The following is a 13853-nucleotide window of genomic DNA, read 5'->3' on the forward strand; positions in this document are numbered from 1 at the left end:
GCTGGAGCTTCCCGGGCGTGGCCCCGTGGTCTCCGGGGCGTGGCCGCGTGGTGTCCGGGCGTGGCCGCGTGTTTCGCCGAGCACGACGAAAGCCCCACGGGCTTTCGCCCGTGGGGCCCGACGCGGTGGACGTGCAGCGCGCACCCGGCGTGGCGGCCACGCCAAGTGATCGACTGCGTCACCCGGGAGAGCTGCTAGCGACGTCCGGACGAACGGTCGTCGTCATCGCCGTAGTCGCCGGCGTAATCGGCATAGCGATCAGCCAACTCGTCGTTGAGGTCGTCGGCGTCGTCATTGCGGCTGGGGTCTCCGACCCCGAGTTCGTCGCGAAGACGGTCAAGATCTGTGCCACCGCTGTTGTACTTCAGCTGGCGAGCAACCTTGACCTGCTTGGCCTTTGCTCGGCCGCGCCCCATTGGCTCGACCCCCTCGTGTGGGGTCGTCCCCGACCCCTCGTCGCTAACGCACCACACGCTGACCCCGCCTGACTACGGGCGTCAGCCTATCGTTCGCCTATTACCGTACCTGTTTTGTGCCCAGCTCGGTACGTCGTATGGGCGTGGGGCGTCAGTGGCCCAGCCAAATGGCCCTAATCCGCCCGACTTCCGACATTCTGCGCTCGGCTAGCCTATCGGCTGCGACGGCCGGAGGGACGCCCTCGTCCGCGGCGATCTCGAAAATCTTCAGCGTGGTGTCGTAGATCCGGGCCGCCTTGGCCCTGGCGCGCTCCATGTCGAAGCCCCGGATCTCGTCGGCCACCTGGATGACGCCGCCGGAGTTGACCACGTAGTCGGGAGCGTAGAGGATGCCGCGCTCGGCGAGCTGCTTCTCCACACCCGGGTGGGCGAGCTGGTTGTTGGCCGCGCCGCAGACCACCTTGGCACGCAGCCTGGCCACCGTGTCGTCGTCGAGCGCGCCGCCCAGCGCGCAGGGGGCGAACACGTCGATGTCGGCCGTGGTCAGCGCCTCGGCGTCGGTCACCACCTCGACCTCGGGCCGGCGCTGCCGCACGCGCTCGACGGCCTGCTCGCTGACGTCACAGATCACCACCTCGGCGCCGTCCTCGCGCAGCAGCTCGACCAGGCGGTGGCCGACCTTGCCGACGCCCTCGACGCCGACCCGCCTGCCGAGCAGCGACGGGGTGCCCCAGACGCGCTCGGCCGAGGCGCGCATGCCCTGGAAGACGCCGAAGGCTGTCAGGATGGAGGAGTCGCCGGCGCCGCCCTGGGCGAGCGTGCGGCCGGTGACGTGGCGTGACTCGCGGGCCACGACGTCCATGTCCTCGCTGTAGGTGCCGACGTCGCAGGCGGTGATGTAGCGCCCGCCGAGCGACTCGATGAACCTGCCGTAGGCGCGCAGGAGCGCCTCGCTCTTGTCGCGGGACGGGTCGCCGATGATGACGGCCTTGCCGCCGCCGTGGTCGAGGCCGGCCAGGGCGTTCTTGTAGGCCATGCCGCGCGAGAGGTTGAGCACGTCGGCCAGGGCCGCCTGCTCGCTCTCGTACGGATAGAACCTGGTGCCCCCGAGCGCGGGGCCGAGTGCGGTGTTGTGGATGGCGATGATGGCGCGCAGGCCACTGTGCGCGTCGGCACAGAAGACGACCTGCTCGTGCGCGTCCTTGTGAGACGGGTCGAAGACGTCGGTCACGGTAGTGACTCCCTGTCCGGTCCGCCGCACCTTCGCGGCGGAGATCCCTTCCAGGGTAGTGGGCACGACGGTGCGAGCCGATTGTCTTCATGACACGATGCCTCCGTGCTGCCCTATGCCGCGTACCTCCGCGTCTACGAGCCGTTGACCGCCTTCCCCGAGTCCCAGCAGAAGGTCTGGGCCGACTACGCCGACTCGCGCGACCGGCCGCGCCGCGCCAACGCGCTCAACCACGAGCACGGCGAGTCGGTGCGGCGGCTGCTCGGCACGCCCCCTCAGCCGGTCCCCGCCCAGGAGAGCCCCAACGCCTATCTGCGGCGCGTCGAGGACCGTCTGTACGTCTGCCCCTGGCAGACGCGCCTGCGCTCCTGGCTGGCCTTCTCACGGCTGCGTGGCAGCACTCCCCCGAAGCTGATGGATCACATGGTCCCCAAGGCGATCGCCGAGCAGACCGCCGACGACTTCGACCGCTACAAGCGCGGCGGCTCCTCCTCCGCGCTGCGCACCCACATCCGCACCACGGCCTGGCACGTGCCGCCGTCGTGGTTCGTGCCGTTCGACGGCAACGAGCGCTGGCTCGTGCTCGGCTCTGCGGTCCCCGGGCAGGACGTGACCACGGCCACGGGCCGCAACCTCATCTACGTGACCTCCATGGCGCAGGCCAGGAGGCGGGCGGCGCGGGCCCTGCAGGTGCTGCGGCGGCACCTGGGCGACGTGGCGGCCAACCTCGACGTGGAGGACGTGGCCCGCTGGCTGGAGGAGTTCCATCCGCACTCGCTGGTCGAGCTCGACTACGGCGGCCTGGTGCACCTCATGGACGACGACGCGCTGCAGGCGGACCAGTCGGTCGCGGAGCTGTCGGCCGCCCTCACGGGCCTGGACACGGGTCAAGAAGAGCTTGCCTTCGCCATGTACCAGCGTGTCGTCCTGCGCTGGAAGTCAATGCAACTTCTGGAATCTGCCAACTGAGCCCCAATGCAACCGTCTGACCTGCATGAGTAGGTCATGAGTAGCGGCTGCTCGCTTCTGCGAACTGAGCAGTTTGCCGTTTTCACTGCGATACCACGAAACGTGTCGCTAGAATCACCGAGCGTGACATCGCCATGGGGGCGGGCAGTTGGGTCAAAGAAGGGCTCGCCAATCGCTCAGCGTGGCGGTATGGTCACTTCGGGTGATGCCGCATATGGCCGAGAAAAGCCGCACGTTCGGGGCCATAGGGGGACATCCGTGACACGCGCAAAGGCAGTCACAGGATCGCTAAGCCGGTCCACACGGAGGAGAGGCCGCACAAATGTCAGCTCGTACACCCGAGGCCGAGCCACTGCTCACGCCCGCCGAGGTCGCGACCATGTTCAGGGTCGACCCCAAGACCGTCACGCGGTGGGCCAAGGCGGGCAAGTTGACGTCGATTCGCACCCTGGGGGGCCACCGGCGTTACCGGGAGACCGAGGTCCGGGCTCTGCTGGCGGGGATTCCGCAGCAGCGCTCTGAGTAGTGCCGGGGTTCGTCACGGACCTCAGGGGGGTTGAACGGTGGGCCAGGCCGGCGGCATGGTCCACCTCTGTGACGAGGACCGTCGCGTCCGGAAGCTGGCGCCGCCCGCCCGGCGCCATCCTTCCGATCCCCTATGCCGGCCGCTCCCCCAGCGCCTCGAGGAGCCGGCCGACGTCACCGTCATAGCGGGCGGCCGCGCCCAGGAGCGCGACCAGCTGGTCGACCAGCATCCTCTCCAGCGTCGGCCGCTCGATGTCACGGTGTTCGAGCCAGTCGAGGCCCGCGGTCTCGACCGAGGCGATCCACGAGCGCAACGACGCCCGCAGCACCGGGCTCGGCCGCTCGACGCCCAGTTGCTTCTGGATGCGGCGCGACAGGCGCTGACGCACCCCGTCGACGATCTCGCCGACCTCGCCCGCCCGGTTGGCCGGCCCGCCGCGCAGCAGCGCCGCGAACCCCGCCGCGTGCTCCTCCACGAAGTCGAAGTAGCGGGTGAGGCCCGAGGCCAGCTCGTCCAGCGGGCTCCCGCCGAGCTGCGGACGCAACCTCGACTCCAGCTGATCGGCCGCGCCGCGCAGGGCGGCCACGTAGAGCTCCTGCTTGCCGCCGAAGTAGTGGTAGACCAGCGCCCGTGAGGCGCCCGCCGCCGTGGCGACGTCGTCGATCGAGACGTCCTCGGCGTCACGCGTGCTGAACAGTTCGAGGGCCGCCGCCATGAGCTCCTCGCGGCGACGGTCGACAGTGAGCCTGCGCCGCGCCGGACGCGCCTGCTCGGCTGGCTTCCCGGGTGTCACACCTGCACAGTAACCGAGCGCCCCGTTCTCGGCGGACATGTGACCTCACCGTCAATAACAGGCTTCCCTAACCTCAAGCCGTACCCTGCGGCGAACTCGATCGTTTGGTGAGACAAGGTGCCCATCTACGCATCGCGGGGGAGAACCATGTCAGGACCACCCGTCAAGTCTTCAACCATCGACCTCCGGGAGATACCACGGCCCCGGCCGACGATCCGCAACGTCGCCGAGCGGGCCGGCGTCTCCAAATCGCTGGTGTCGCTGGTGCTGCGCGGCTCGCCGCACGTCAGCGAGCACCGCCGCCAGGCCGTCCTCCAGGCCGCCCGTGAGCTCGGCTACCGGCCGAACGCCGTCGCGCGCAGCCTGGTCGAGGGCCGTACGCATCTCGTCGGCGCGCTCGTCGCCGACCTGCACAACCCGTTCTACGCCGAGTTCCTGGACGGCCTGCAGGAGAGCCTGCACGGCGACGGCCTGCGCATGCTCATCGGCAACAGCCAGTGGGACCCGGCGTTCGAGGACGAGGCCGTGGCCGCCTTCCTGGAGCTCCGGGTGGACGGGCTGGTCCTGTTAGGGATCGCCCCGACCAGCGAGACGCTGATGGAGGCGACGTCCTACACGCCCACCGTCGTCGTCGGGGAACGCGACATCGAGCTCGACGGCGTCGACATCGTCGTGGACGACGACCGGCACGGCGCCCGCCTGGCCGTCGACCACCTGGTCGGGCTCGGGCACCGCAGGATCGCGCACATCGAGGGCGCCCGGCCGTCGCGCTGCGAGGGCTACCTCGTGGCGATGCGCAGGCACGCGCTCGCGCCGTACATCATGGTCGAGGCCGCCGAGGCGACCGAGGAGGGCGGCCGGACGGCGGCGCTGGCGCTGCTGACCCGCGACCCGCGCCCCACGGCGATCTTCGCGGGCAACGACGTGGTGGCGGTCGGCGTGCTCCTGGCCGCCGAGGAGCTGGGGCTCCGGGTGCCGGAGGACCTGTCGGTCGCTGGCTACGACAACACCCACCTGGCGGCCTCCCGCCAGATCGCGCTCACCTCCGTGGACCAGTCGCGCCGCGCCATGGGGCGGTCGGCGGCGTCCCTGCTCAGCGACCGGATCGGCGATCCCGCGAAAGCCGCTCGGCTGCACGAGGTGGCCCCCGAGCTGATCGTACGGCGGAGCACCGGCCCCGCCGCCTGACCGGCCGCGGCGCGCTCGGCACCGAGCACCAGGCGCGCCCAAGAGCGGCTCAAGCCTCGGTCAACCCGTACGGCCGGCCCCGGTCCGGGAGGTTTACTCGTCAGGGTCATGTCACGAACTGATCCAGGGGGACAGTCATGCGTGATCCAGAACTGGTGTCCTGCGCGCAGCGCGCGGCGGCCGAACTCGAACGCGCGTGGGCCCAGTGGCGCTCGGGCCGGGGCCGCATGGCCGACGCGGGGGCCGAGTCCGTGGCCAGCTACGTCGCCCATTCCCTCGACCACCCGTGGGGCCGCCCCCGCGTCGTGCTCGGCCTGGACGCCGAGGACGCGCGGGAGCTGGCCGCCCTGCTCCAGCGGCAGGAGGTCGGCGAACACGTCTGGTGACCGCCTGCCTTGACGTACGGTGGAGGCCATGCGTGCACTCCCAGCCACCGTTCTCGCCGCGTGCGGCCTGATCGCCACCGCCTGCGGCGGCGCGGCCGGCGGCACCTCCACAGGTGCCGCCCCAGGTTCCGCCCCGGCGGGTCAGGCCGTCCAGCAGCCGCAGGCCGCGAGCTCCTCGGCCGCCGCGCCGGGAGCGGCCGCCGAGACCGGCACCACGCCGGCTGCGGCCAAGGCCGCCGCCGCGCCCCTGTCCGGCAAGGTCGTCGTCATCGACCCCGGTCACAACGGCGCCAACTACCGCAACCCGAAGGCCGTCAACCGCAAGGTCAACGTGCTGACCCAGTGGAAGCCCTGCGACACGACGGGCACGTCCACCGACTCCGGCTACTCCGAGGCCGCCTTCACCTGGGACGTGTCCACCCGGCTCGCCAAGATCCTCAAGAGCCGGGGCGCCCAGGTGAAGCTGACGCGCTCCGACAACGACGGCGTGGGCCCGTGCATCACCGAGCGGGCCGCCATCGGCAACAAGGCCAAGGCCGACGCCGCCATCTCGGTGCACGCCGACGGGTCTGGTCCGGCCGATCGCGGCTTCCACGTGATCATGCCGAAGAAGATCAATGGCCCGGTCGACCCGGTCGTGGACGACTCGCGCGAGCTGGGGCTCGCCGTCCGCGCGGCGTTCAGGAAGGGCACCGGCCTGCCCTACTCGACCTACATCGGCAGCAAGGCGCTCAGCTTCCGCGACGACCTGGGCGGGCTCAACCTCTCGACCGTGCCGAAGATCTTCATCGAGTGCGGCAACATGCGCAACGCCGCCGAGGCGGCCAAGTTCCGCGACCCGGCGTTCCGGCAGCGGATCGCCCTGGCGCTGGCGAACGGGATGCAGCACTATCTGCAAGCATGATCCCGCGCCCGCGCATCTTCAGTCATCTGTCCGGCTCCTATGAGCTGACCGCCGGCTCCGTCGTCTCCGGCCCCGCCGACCTGGCCGACGCCGTACGGGCCGCGCTTCCCGGCCTCGACCTGCGGCCTGGCGACTCCGGAGCGATCGACCTGCGGCTCGACCCGGCGCTCGGGCCCGAGGCGTACCGGCTGGTGGTGGGGTCGCGCGGGGTGGAGATCACGGCGGGCGACCGCGCCGGGGCGTTCTACGCCGGCCAGTCGCTGCACCAGCTGCTGCCCGACGCGTCCTACCGCTTCTCGGCGGGCGCCGCCTGGCGCGTGCCGGGAGTGCGGGTGGAGGACGCGCCGCGCTTCCCCTGGCGCGGCCTGCACGTGGACGTGGCCCGCCACTTCTTCCCCAAGCGGGAGATCCTCCGGCTGATCGACCTGATGGCGGCCCACAAGCTCAACCGGCTCCACCTGCACCTGGCCGACGACCAGGGGTGGCGGGTGGAGAGCAGGGCCTATCCCCTGCTGCACGAGGTGGCCTCGCACCGGCCGCGCACCGCCGTCCACCACTACGGCGAGCCCGAGGCGTACGACGACGTGCCGCACGGCGGCCACTACACGCTGGCCGACCTGGCCGAGCTGGGCGCCTACGCGCGCTCCCGCGAGGTCGTGATCGTCCCGGAGATCGACGTGCCGGGCCACGCCTCGGCCATCCTGGCGGCCTACCCCGAGCTGGGGGCCACGGGCGAGCGTCACGAGGTGCTCGACCGCTGGGGCATCTCCCCCGCGATTCTGTCGCCGCTGCCGCCCACGGTCGAGTTCCTGAGCGCGGTCTTCGACGAGGTGATCGGCGCGCTCGGCGAGGTCCCCTACTTCCACATCGGCGGCGACGAGGTCGTGCTCGACCACTGGGCCGCCTCACCGGAGATCGACGCCTACCGGGAGTCGCTCGGGCTGCCCTCGACGGGGCCGTTGCACGCGTGGTTCCTGCGGCGGCTGGCCGACGCGCTCGCCGAGCGGGGGGCGCGGGCCGTGGTGTGGGACGAGGCGTTCGTCAGCGGCGAGCTGCGGTCCGACACGGTGGTGATGCCGTGGCGGGGCATGGAGGTGGGCCGCCGGGCCGCCGCCGCCGGTCACGACGTGGTGGCCACGCCGGTGTTCCCGCTGTACTTCGACTACGCCGAGGCGGCGACGGCCGACGAGCCGATGGCGATCGGCGAGACGATCACGGTCGCGGACGTGGCGGCCTTCGACCCGGCTCCGGAGAGCTGGCCCGAGCAGTCACGGGCGCGGGTGCTCGGGGCGCAGGCGCAGCTGTGGACCGAACGCATCCCCGACGGGCGGACCCTCGACTACCGCACCTGGCCGCGGGCGTGCGCGCTGGCCGAGGTGACCTGGTCGGGCGCGACGGACGAGGACTTCCCCGGACGGCTCGAAAGGCATCTGGGCCGGCTCGACGCGCTGGGCGTCGAGTATCGGCCGCTCGACGGGCCCCGGCCGTGGCAGCGCCGCCGCCCGCACCGGCCGGGCGTCGTCCGGGTGCCCGACGTCATGGAGCGGCTCGACCGGCTCACCCACGACGCCGAGTCGACCCGTCCCAGCGTGTGAGCCGCCGGGCCCGTCAGAGGGCGGGCGGCCGGTCGTGGAGGATGCGCTGGAAGAGCCGATGGTCGCGCCACTCCCCCGCGATGGCGAGGTAGCGGGGGGCGATGCCGAACGACTCGAAGCCCGCCTTCACCAGCACCCGCTGGGAGGCCGCGTTGTCGAGCAGCGTGCCCGCCTGGACGCGGTGCAGGCCGAGCCGCTCGCCGGCATGCCGGCACGCCTCCTGCGTCGCCCGGGTGGCGAGGCCCCGGCCGGTGTAGCCGGCGTCCATCCAGTAACCGAGGTCGCCGTTCTGGAAGGGCCCGTACACGATGTGGGACAGGGTGAAGCAGCCGACGATCAGGTCGCCGTCGGCGAGCACCCACGGCACCAGCCGCGCTTCGGCGTGCTGTTCGAGCTGGAGCCGCACCCGCTCGGTCTGGCCGGCGACGGTGAAGAACTGCTCGGGCCGGTGCGGCTCCCAGCGGCGCAGGTGCTCGCGGTTGCGCGCGTAGGCGTCGGCGAGCGCCTGCGCGTCACCCTCGGCGACGAGCCGCATGACGACGCCGTCGCCGAGCGGGACGCTCACCGCGCGTGCCGGCTGTCGGGCGCCGTACGGCCGATGACCTCGGTGATGGAGGCGAACCCGTGGCGGCGGACGCGCCGCGAGAGCTGCCGATGGATGCGGGAGGCCCACAGCGGCCCGCCATAGACCCAGCCGGTGTAGCCCTGCACCAGGGTGGCGCCGGCGAGCAGCCGCTCCCAGACGTCGTCGACGTCCTCGACGCCGCCGACCGAGACGAGCGCCAGCCGGTCGCCCACCCGGGCGCGCAGCCGGCGCAGCACCTCCAGGGAGCGCCCCTTGAGCGGCCGGCCGGACAAGCCGCCGGTCTCGCCCTCGTGCCGGATCGTGGTGTTGGTCGCGATGATGCCGTCGAGCCCCAGCTCCAGGGCGAGGTCGGCGACGGCGTCCACGTCCTCGTCGGCCAGGTCGGGAGCGATCTTGACCAGCAGCGGGGTGCGGCGCGGCGTGCCGTCGGCGACGTCCTTGACGGCGGCGAGCAGCGGCCGCAGCTTGGAGACGGCCTGCAGGTCGCGCAGGCCGGGCGTGTTGGGCGAGCTGACGTTCACGACCAGGTAGTCGGCCAGCGGCGCGAGCTCCTTCGCGGCGGCCACGTAGTCGGCGACGGCCTCCTGCTCGGGCACCACCTTGGTCTTGCCGATGTTGACGCCGACCACGACGGGCACGCCGCGGGTGCGGCGCAGCCGGCGGGCGGCCGCGGCGGCGCCGGCGTTGTTGAAGCCCATCCGGTTGATCACCGCCCGCCGGCCCACCAGCCGGAACAGCCGGGGCCGGGGGTTGCCCGGCTGCGCGTGCGCGGTGATGGTGCCGACCTCGACGTGACCGAACCCCAGCGCCGCCACGCCCTCGGCGCAGGCGGCGTCCTTGTCGAACCCGGCGGCCAGGCCCAGCGGCCCGGGGAAGTGCACCCCGAAGGCGGACACGCGCAGGGCCGGGTCGTGAGGCGCGAGCGATCGGTGCAGCAGCCGCTTGACCAGCGGCAACGCCGACAACAGGGCGAAGGCCCGCACGGTGAGATGGTGCACGGCCTCGGCGTCGAAACGCCGCAGGACCTGCATGAACACGAGGCGATACATCACGTGTCAGGCTACCAAGCCGGCGTCGTGGGCGATGATCGCGGCCTGCACGCGGTTGCGCACGTCGAGCCGCGTGAGGATGGCGCTGACGTACGCCTTCACCGTCCCCTCCACCAGGTGCAGCTCGCGGGCGATCTCCGCGTTGGACATCCCGGCGCCGACCAGGGCGAGGACCTCACGTTCGCGGTCGGTGAGCACCTGGACGCGCTCGCGCGCCACACTGCCCTTCGACATGCGGCCGCCGGCGAGCTGGGTGATGACGCGCTGGGCGACCTTGGGCGACAGGTACGCGGCGCCGCCCGCCACGGCGTGGATCCCGGCGATCAGCTCGCGCGGGTCGCCCGACTTGAGCAGGAACCCGCCGGCGCCCACGTCGATGGCCCGGGCGATGTAGTCGTCCTCGCCGAACGTGGTGAGCATCACCACGGCCGTGTCCGGCGCGACCCGCCGGATCTCGGCCGCCGCCCCGAGCCCGTCGAGCTTCGGCATGCGGATGTCGAGCAGCGCCACGTCCGGGTGGTGGCTGATGGCCAGGTCCACCGCCGCCCGGCCGTCGCCCGCCTCGGCCACCACGTCGAGCGACGGGTCGGAGGCGAGGATGGCCCGGATGCCGGCACGGATCATGGCCTCGTCGTCGGCCAGGAGAATGCGGATCACGGCCTCTATAGTGGCCCATATGGCTCAGGTGAAGGTCTACGGACGCCGTGACGTGTGGGCGGGACGACAGCGCGAGGTGTCCGACCTGCTGCACGGCTGCCTCGTGGAGGCGTGGGGGCTGCCCCAGGACAAGAGGTTCCACCGGTTCCTGCTGCTGGACGCGGACGACCTGATCTGTCCCCAGCGCGGCGACGGCTACCTGATCATCGAGGTGGTCTGCTTCACCGGCCGCAGCGACGAGGCCAAGCGGGCGCTGATCCGCGCGATCTACGACCGGCTGCCGTACCCGCCGGAGGACGTCGAGATCACGATCATCGAGATGCCCCGGGTCAACTGGGGCATCCGCGGCGTGCCGGCCGACGAGCTGGCCCTGCCGTACACGGTGGAGGTCTAGCCCCGAGTCCTTACGGCTCGCGAACGTGATGGCGCCGTCCCTTCTGGCGCACCGGACCGGTGACTAGCGTCGACGGCGTGAAGGTGATGGTCACCGGCTCCGCCGGTTTCATCGGGAGTCACGTCGCCGAGGCGCTGACGCGGGCGGGGCACGAGGTCGTCCCGTTCGACCTGCGCGCCGGCGCCGACGTGCGGGACGGGGCCGCCCTGGACCGGTCGCTGCCGGGCGTGAACCTGGTCGCGCACCAGGCGGCGAAGGTCGGCCTCGGCGTGGACGTGTCCGATCTCCCGGCGTACGCGGCCGCCAACGTGCACGGCACCGCCGTCCTGCTGGCCGCGATGGCCCGGCACGGGGTCGGCCGGCTGGTGCTGGCGTCGTCGATGGTGGTCTACGGCGAGGGCGCCTACGACTGCGCGAAGCACGGCCGGGTGCGGCCCGGTCCACGCGCCCGCGAGGACCTCGACGGCGGCCGATTTGACCCGGTCTGCCCGGTGTGCGGCGCGCCGGTGAGCCACACCGTCATCGGGGAGGACGCGCCGCCGGACCCGCGCAACGCGTACGCGACGACCAAGCTCGCCCAGGAGCACCTCGCCGCGAACTGGGCCAGGGAGACGGGCGGGATCGCGGTCGCGCTGCGCTACCACAACGTCTACGGGCCGCGGATGCCGCGTGACACGCCCTACGCCGGGGTGGCGGCGATCTTCCGGTCGGCGCTGGCCGCGGGGCGGGCGCCGCGGGTGTTCGAGGACGGCGGCCAGCTGCGCGACTTCGTGCACGTCCGCGACGTGGCCGACGCCAACCTGGCGGCGGCCGGCGCCACCCTGCCTCCGGGCCGGCTGAGGGCCTACAACATCGCCAGCGGGACGCCGCACAGCGTCGGCGAGATGGCCGCCGCCCTCGCCGCCGCGCGCGGCGGGCCGCGGCCCGTGGTCACCGGCGAGTACCGGCTGGGCGACGTCCGGCACATCGTCGCCGCGCCCGGCCGGGCCCGCGCCGAGCTGGGCTTCCGCGCCGCCGTCGGGTTCGAGGCGGGCATGACGGAGTTCGCCGCGGCGCCGCTGGGGGTGTCATGAGCGTCGAGGTGATCCTGCCCTGCCTGGACGAGCGGGAGGCACTGCCGTGGGTGCTCGGGCGGATGCCGCCCGGCTACCGGCCGATCGTCGTCGACAACGGGTCCACCGACGGCTCGGCCGCGCTCGCCGCCGAGCTGGGCGCGCACGTGGTGACCGAGCCGCGCCGGGGGTTCGGTGCCGCGTGCCACGCCGGGCTGCTGGCCGCGACGGCGGACGTGGTGTGCTTCATGGACGCCGACGCCTCGCTCGACCCCCGCCTGCTGCCCGAGGTGGCCTGGCCCGTCCTGTCGGGGCGGGCCGACCTGGTGCTCGGCCGGCGGGTGCGCCGGCCCGGCGCGTCGTGGCCGCTGCATGCCCGGCTGGGCAACGCCGTGCTGGCCAGGAGCCTGCGGCAGCGCACCGGGGTCCCGCTGCGCGACCTGGGCCCGATGCGGGCCTGCTCGCGGGCCGGGCTGCTGGCGCTCGGCCTGACCGACCGCCGGTTCGGCTACCCCCTGGAGATGGTGCTGCGCGCGGCGGCGGCCGGCTGGCGGATCACCGAGGTGGACGTGGCCTACCTGCGCAGACACGGACGCTCGAAGGTCACCGGCACGGTTCGCGGCACGCTGCGGGCCGTCGCCGACATGCGCGGGGTCATGCGCGAGGTCACGAACCGGGTCATGCGTGAGCCGTCCCGGTGAGGTCCGGGGAGCGGCGCGCCGACCGGCGGACGGCCCAGCAGGCCGCCACCGCCAGCGCCGCCGCCGCGTACGCCGCCGTGGCCGTGCCGGGCGGCGCGGCCGGGCCGGACAGGTAGGCGACCGCTCCCGCCGCCGCCACCCCGAGCCACTCCCACCGTCCGTCCATGGCGGCCAGCGCGACGACGAGGAGCGCGTACCACGAGTACCCCGGCGTGAACAGCAGCAGCAGGGAGCCCGTGACCAGCAGCGCGCCGGCCCACGGCCGGTCCGGGTCGCCGCGGCGCAGCACGTGCAGGACGGCCAGGCCCAGCAGCAGGATCGCGGCGTACGGGGCCCACGCGTCGGGCAGGAACAGCCGGAGCAGCCCGTACCGATCGCGCGCGGCGGGCTCCTCGTACCCCTCCTCCTGGACGTAACCGAAGAGGTACCCCACGACGGACCCCCGCGAGGCCAGCAGGTACGGCAGGTAGGCCAGCGCGACGACCAGCGTGGCCGGCGCCATGACGGCGAGCACGCGCCGCGTCCCGTCCCGCAGCCCGCCGCCCCCCTCGGCCCGCGTCCCGCCGCGCCAGGCGCGCGACAGCACTCCCGACAGCACTCCCGACAGCGCGCCGGGAAGCGCGACCGCGGGCAGCAGCTTGACCGCCACCGCCGCCCCGAACAACGCCCCCCGCCCGCGCACCGTGTGGCAGGCCAGCACCACGAGCAGCACGCCCAGCACGTCCACGTGCGCGTTGTTCACCGCCTCGACCGGCACGGCCGGGCACCACGCCCACGCCGCAGCCGCCCGGCCGCCGGCCCACCGGTACAGGCACAGCAGGACCGCGACCGACAGCAGCGCGCCGCCGACCTGGAGCGGCTTGTGCCGCGCCTCGGCGGGTGACAGGCCGTGCACCAGCAGGAAGTAGCCCTCGGCGAGCGGCGGGTAGATGGTGTGCACGGCGGGCCGGTTGATCCTGGTGCACCCGCCGTCCGGCAGGCGTGACAGGAAGGGCGCCGCGCACTCCTCGGGGAACAGCCAGCCGTCACGCAGCGGAGCGAGCGCCGGGTCGGCCGGCGGGTGGTCGTAGGGGGAGACGCCGGCCGCCTGCACCCTGCCGTCCCACGCGTAGCGGTAGGAGTCGGTGCTGGTGGCGGGCGGCGCCACCAGGCCGGTGGCGGTCACGGCCAGGCCGCCGGCGACGACGAGTACGGCCAGCTCCCGGCGCGGCAGCCCGCGCGTCAGCCACAGCGCGGCGGCGAAGAGCGCCCAGCCCGCCGCGTACCAGCCCAGCAGGCCGGGATGGCCCAGCGACATCCTGACGAGGACGGCGACCAAGGCCAGGAGCGTCGCTCCGGCGCACACCGTGGTCCTGCTCATGTCCCGGAGCCTGCCACCGGCGGGCCCCCGCCTGGCCGGGGCGGCG

General features: G+C 73.1%; 16 protein-coding genes. 9 read left to right on the forward strand and 7 right to left on the reverse strand.

Features of this window, described 5'->3' with window-relative positions:
- Positions 1 to 194: 194 nt before the first annotated feature.
- Positions 195 to 416 carry a DUF3073 domain-containing protein gene (locus CXR44_RS32925; protein WP_101790117.1) on the reverse strand — a complete coding sequence of 74 codons (222 nt, stop codon included), beginning with the start codon at positions 414 to 416 and terminating at the stop codon, positions 195 to 197.
- 151 nt (positions 417 to 567) lie between these two features.
- A complete protein-coding gene (locus CXR44_RS32930) occupies positions 568 to 1647 on the reverse strand; it encodes a Leu/Phe/Val dehydrogenase (RefSeq protein WP_101790063.1) in 1080 nt (359 codons plus the stop codon).
- A gap of 105 nt (positions 1648 to 1752) precedes the next feature.
- On the opposite strand from CXR44_RS32930, the gene CXR44_RS32935 reads away from it, so the two are divergent.
- Together CXR44_RS32935 and bldC are read left to right on the forward strand one after the other, a co-directional pair.
- On the forward strand, positions 1753 to 2616 hold the full coding sequence (locus CXR44_RS32935; protein WP_101790064.1) for a DUF8083 family protein: 864 nt from the start codon (positions 1753 to 1755) through the stop codon (positions 2614 to 2616).
- 322 nt (positions 2617 to 2938) lie between these two features.
- On the forward strand, positions 2939 to 3142 hold the full coding sequence (gene bldC, locus CXR44_RS32940; protein WP_013133571.1) for a developmental transcriptional regulator BldC: 204 nt from the start codon (positions 2939 to 2941) through the stop codon (positions 3140 to 3142).
- Between the two features lie 130 nt (positions 3143 to 3272).
- Here bldC and CXR44_RS32945 read toward each other — a convergent pair whose 3' ends face one another.
- Positions 3273 to 3935 (reverse strand): TetR/AcrR family transcriptional regulator, encoded by a 663-nt coding sequence (locus tag CXR44_RS32945; RefSeq protein ID WP_245899711.1) that lies wholly within the window; start codon positions 3933 to 3935, stop codon positions 3273 to 3275.
- A 147-nt stretch (positions 3936 to 4082) separates the two neighbouring features.
- On the opposite strand from CXR44_RS32945, the gene CXR44_RS32950 reads away from it, so the two are divergent.
- The 4 genes from CXR44_RS32950 (at position 4083) to CXR44_RS32965 (ending at position 8008) form a co-directional block, all read left to right on the forward strand.
- Positions 4083 to 5123, forward strand: coding sequence for a LacI family DNA-binding transcriptional regulator (locus CXR44_RS32950; protein WP_101790066.1), 1041 nt, complete (start codon positions 4083 to 4085; stop codon positions 5121 to 5123).
- A 137-nt stretch (positions 5124 to 5260) separates the two neighbouring features.
- Positions 5261 to 5509, forward strand: a complete 249-nt coding sequence (locus CXR44_RS32955) for a hypothetical protein (protein WP_101790067.1) — start codon at positions 5261 to 5263, stop codon at positions 5507 to 5509.
- A 28-nt stretch (positions 5510 to 5537) separates the two neighbouring features.
- Positions 5538 to 6413 (forward strand): N-acetylmuramoyl-L-alanine amidase, encoded by an 876-nt coding sequence (locus tag CXR44_RS32960; protein WP_101790118.1) that lies wholly within the window; start codon positions 5538 to 5540, stop codon positions 6411 to 6413.
- Positions 6410 to 8008 (forward strand): beta-N-acetylhexosaminidase, encoded by a 1599-nt coding sequence (locus tag CXR44_RS32965; protein WP_101790068.1) that lies wholly within the window; start codon positions 6410 to 6412, stop codon positions 8006 to 8008. The genes CXR44_RS32960 and CXR44_RS32965 overlap by 4 nt, the downstream gene beginning before the upstream one ends.
- Before the next feature lie 13 nt (positions 8009 to 8021).
- On the opposite strand, the gene CXR44_RS32970 is transcribed toward CXR44_RS32965, so the two are convergent.
- From CXR44_RS32970 to CXR44_RS32980, 3 genes are read right to left on the reverse strand one after another with little or no spacing between them, the layout of a single operon-like run.
- Positions 8022 to 8573 carry a GNAT family N-acetyltransferase gene (locus CXR44_RS32970; RefSeq protein ID WP_245899713.1) on the reverse strand — a complete coding sequence of 184 codons (552 nt, stop codon included), beginning with the start codon at positions 8571 to 8573 and terminating at the stop codon, positions 8022 to 8024.
- The gene (locus CXR44_RS32975) at positions 8570 to 9643 is read right to left on the reverse strand and encodes a quinone-dependent dihydroorotate dehydrogenase (RefSeq protein ID WP_180903820.1); all 1074 of its coding nucleotides are present in this window, start codon (positions 9641 to 9643) and stop codon (positions 8570 to 8572) included. Before CXR44_RS32975 ends, CXR44_RS32970 begins: the two co-directional genes overlap by 4 nt.
- Positions 9644 to 9649: 6 nt before the next feature.
- Positions 9650 to 10300 carry a response regulator gene (locus CXR44_RS32980; RefSeq protein ID WP_101790070.1) on the reverse strand — a complete coding sequence of 217 codons (651 nt, stop codon included), beginning with the start codon at positions 10298 to 10300 and terminating at the stop codon, positions 9650 to 9652.
- 19 nt (positions 10301 to 10319) lie between these two features.
- Here CXR44_RS32980 and CXR44_RS32985 point away from each other — a divergent pair, with 19 nt between their 5' ends.
- The 3 genes from CXR44_RS32985 to CXR44_RS32995 all read left to right on the forward strand — a co-directional run bounded on the left by CXR44_RS32985 (position 10320) and on the right by CXR44_RS32995 (position 12447).
- Complete coding sequence (locus CXR44_RS32985; protein WP_101790071.1) at positions 10320 to 10694, forward strand: tautomerase family protein; 375 nt, start codon at positions 10320 to 10322, stop codon at positions 10692 to 10694.
- Positions 10695 to 10771: 77 nt separating this feature from the next.
- The gene (locus CXR44_RS32990) at positions 10772 to 11767 is read left to right on the forward strand and encodes an NAD-dependent epimerase/dehydratase family protein (protein ID WP_101790072.1); all 996 of its coding nucleotides are present in this window, start codon (positions 10772 to 10774) and stop codon (positions 11765 to 11767) included.
- Positions 11764 to 12447, forward strand: a complete 684-nt coding sequence (locus tag CXR44_RS32995) for a glycosyltransferase family 2 protein (protein WP_101790073.1) — start codon at positions 11764 to 11766, stop codon at positions 12445 to 12447. The genes CXR44_RS32990 and CXR44_RS32995 overlap by 4 nt, the downstream gene beginning before the upstream one ends.
- On the opposite strand, the gene CXR44_RS33000 is transcribed toward CXR44_RS32995, so the two are convergent.
- Positions 12425 to 13807, reverse strand: coding sequence for a glycosyltransferase 87 family protein (locus CXR44_RS33000; RefSeq protein WP_101790074.1), 1383 nt, complete (start codon positions 13805 to 13807; stop codon positions 12425 to 12427). The genes CXR44_RS32995 and CXR44_RS33000 overlap by 23 nt on opposite strands.
- Positions 13808 to 13853: the final 46 nt, after the last annotated feature.

The organism is Nonomuraea indica (assembly GCF_002850745.1).
Taxonomy (GTDB): domain Bacteria; phylum Actinomycetota; class Actinomycetes; order Streptosporangiales; family Streptosporangiaceae; genus Nonomuraea; species Nonomuraea indica.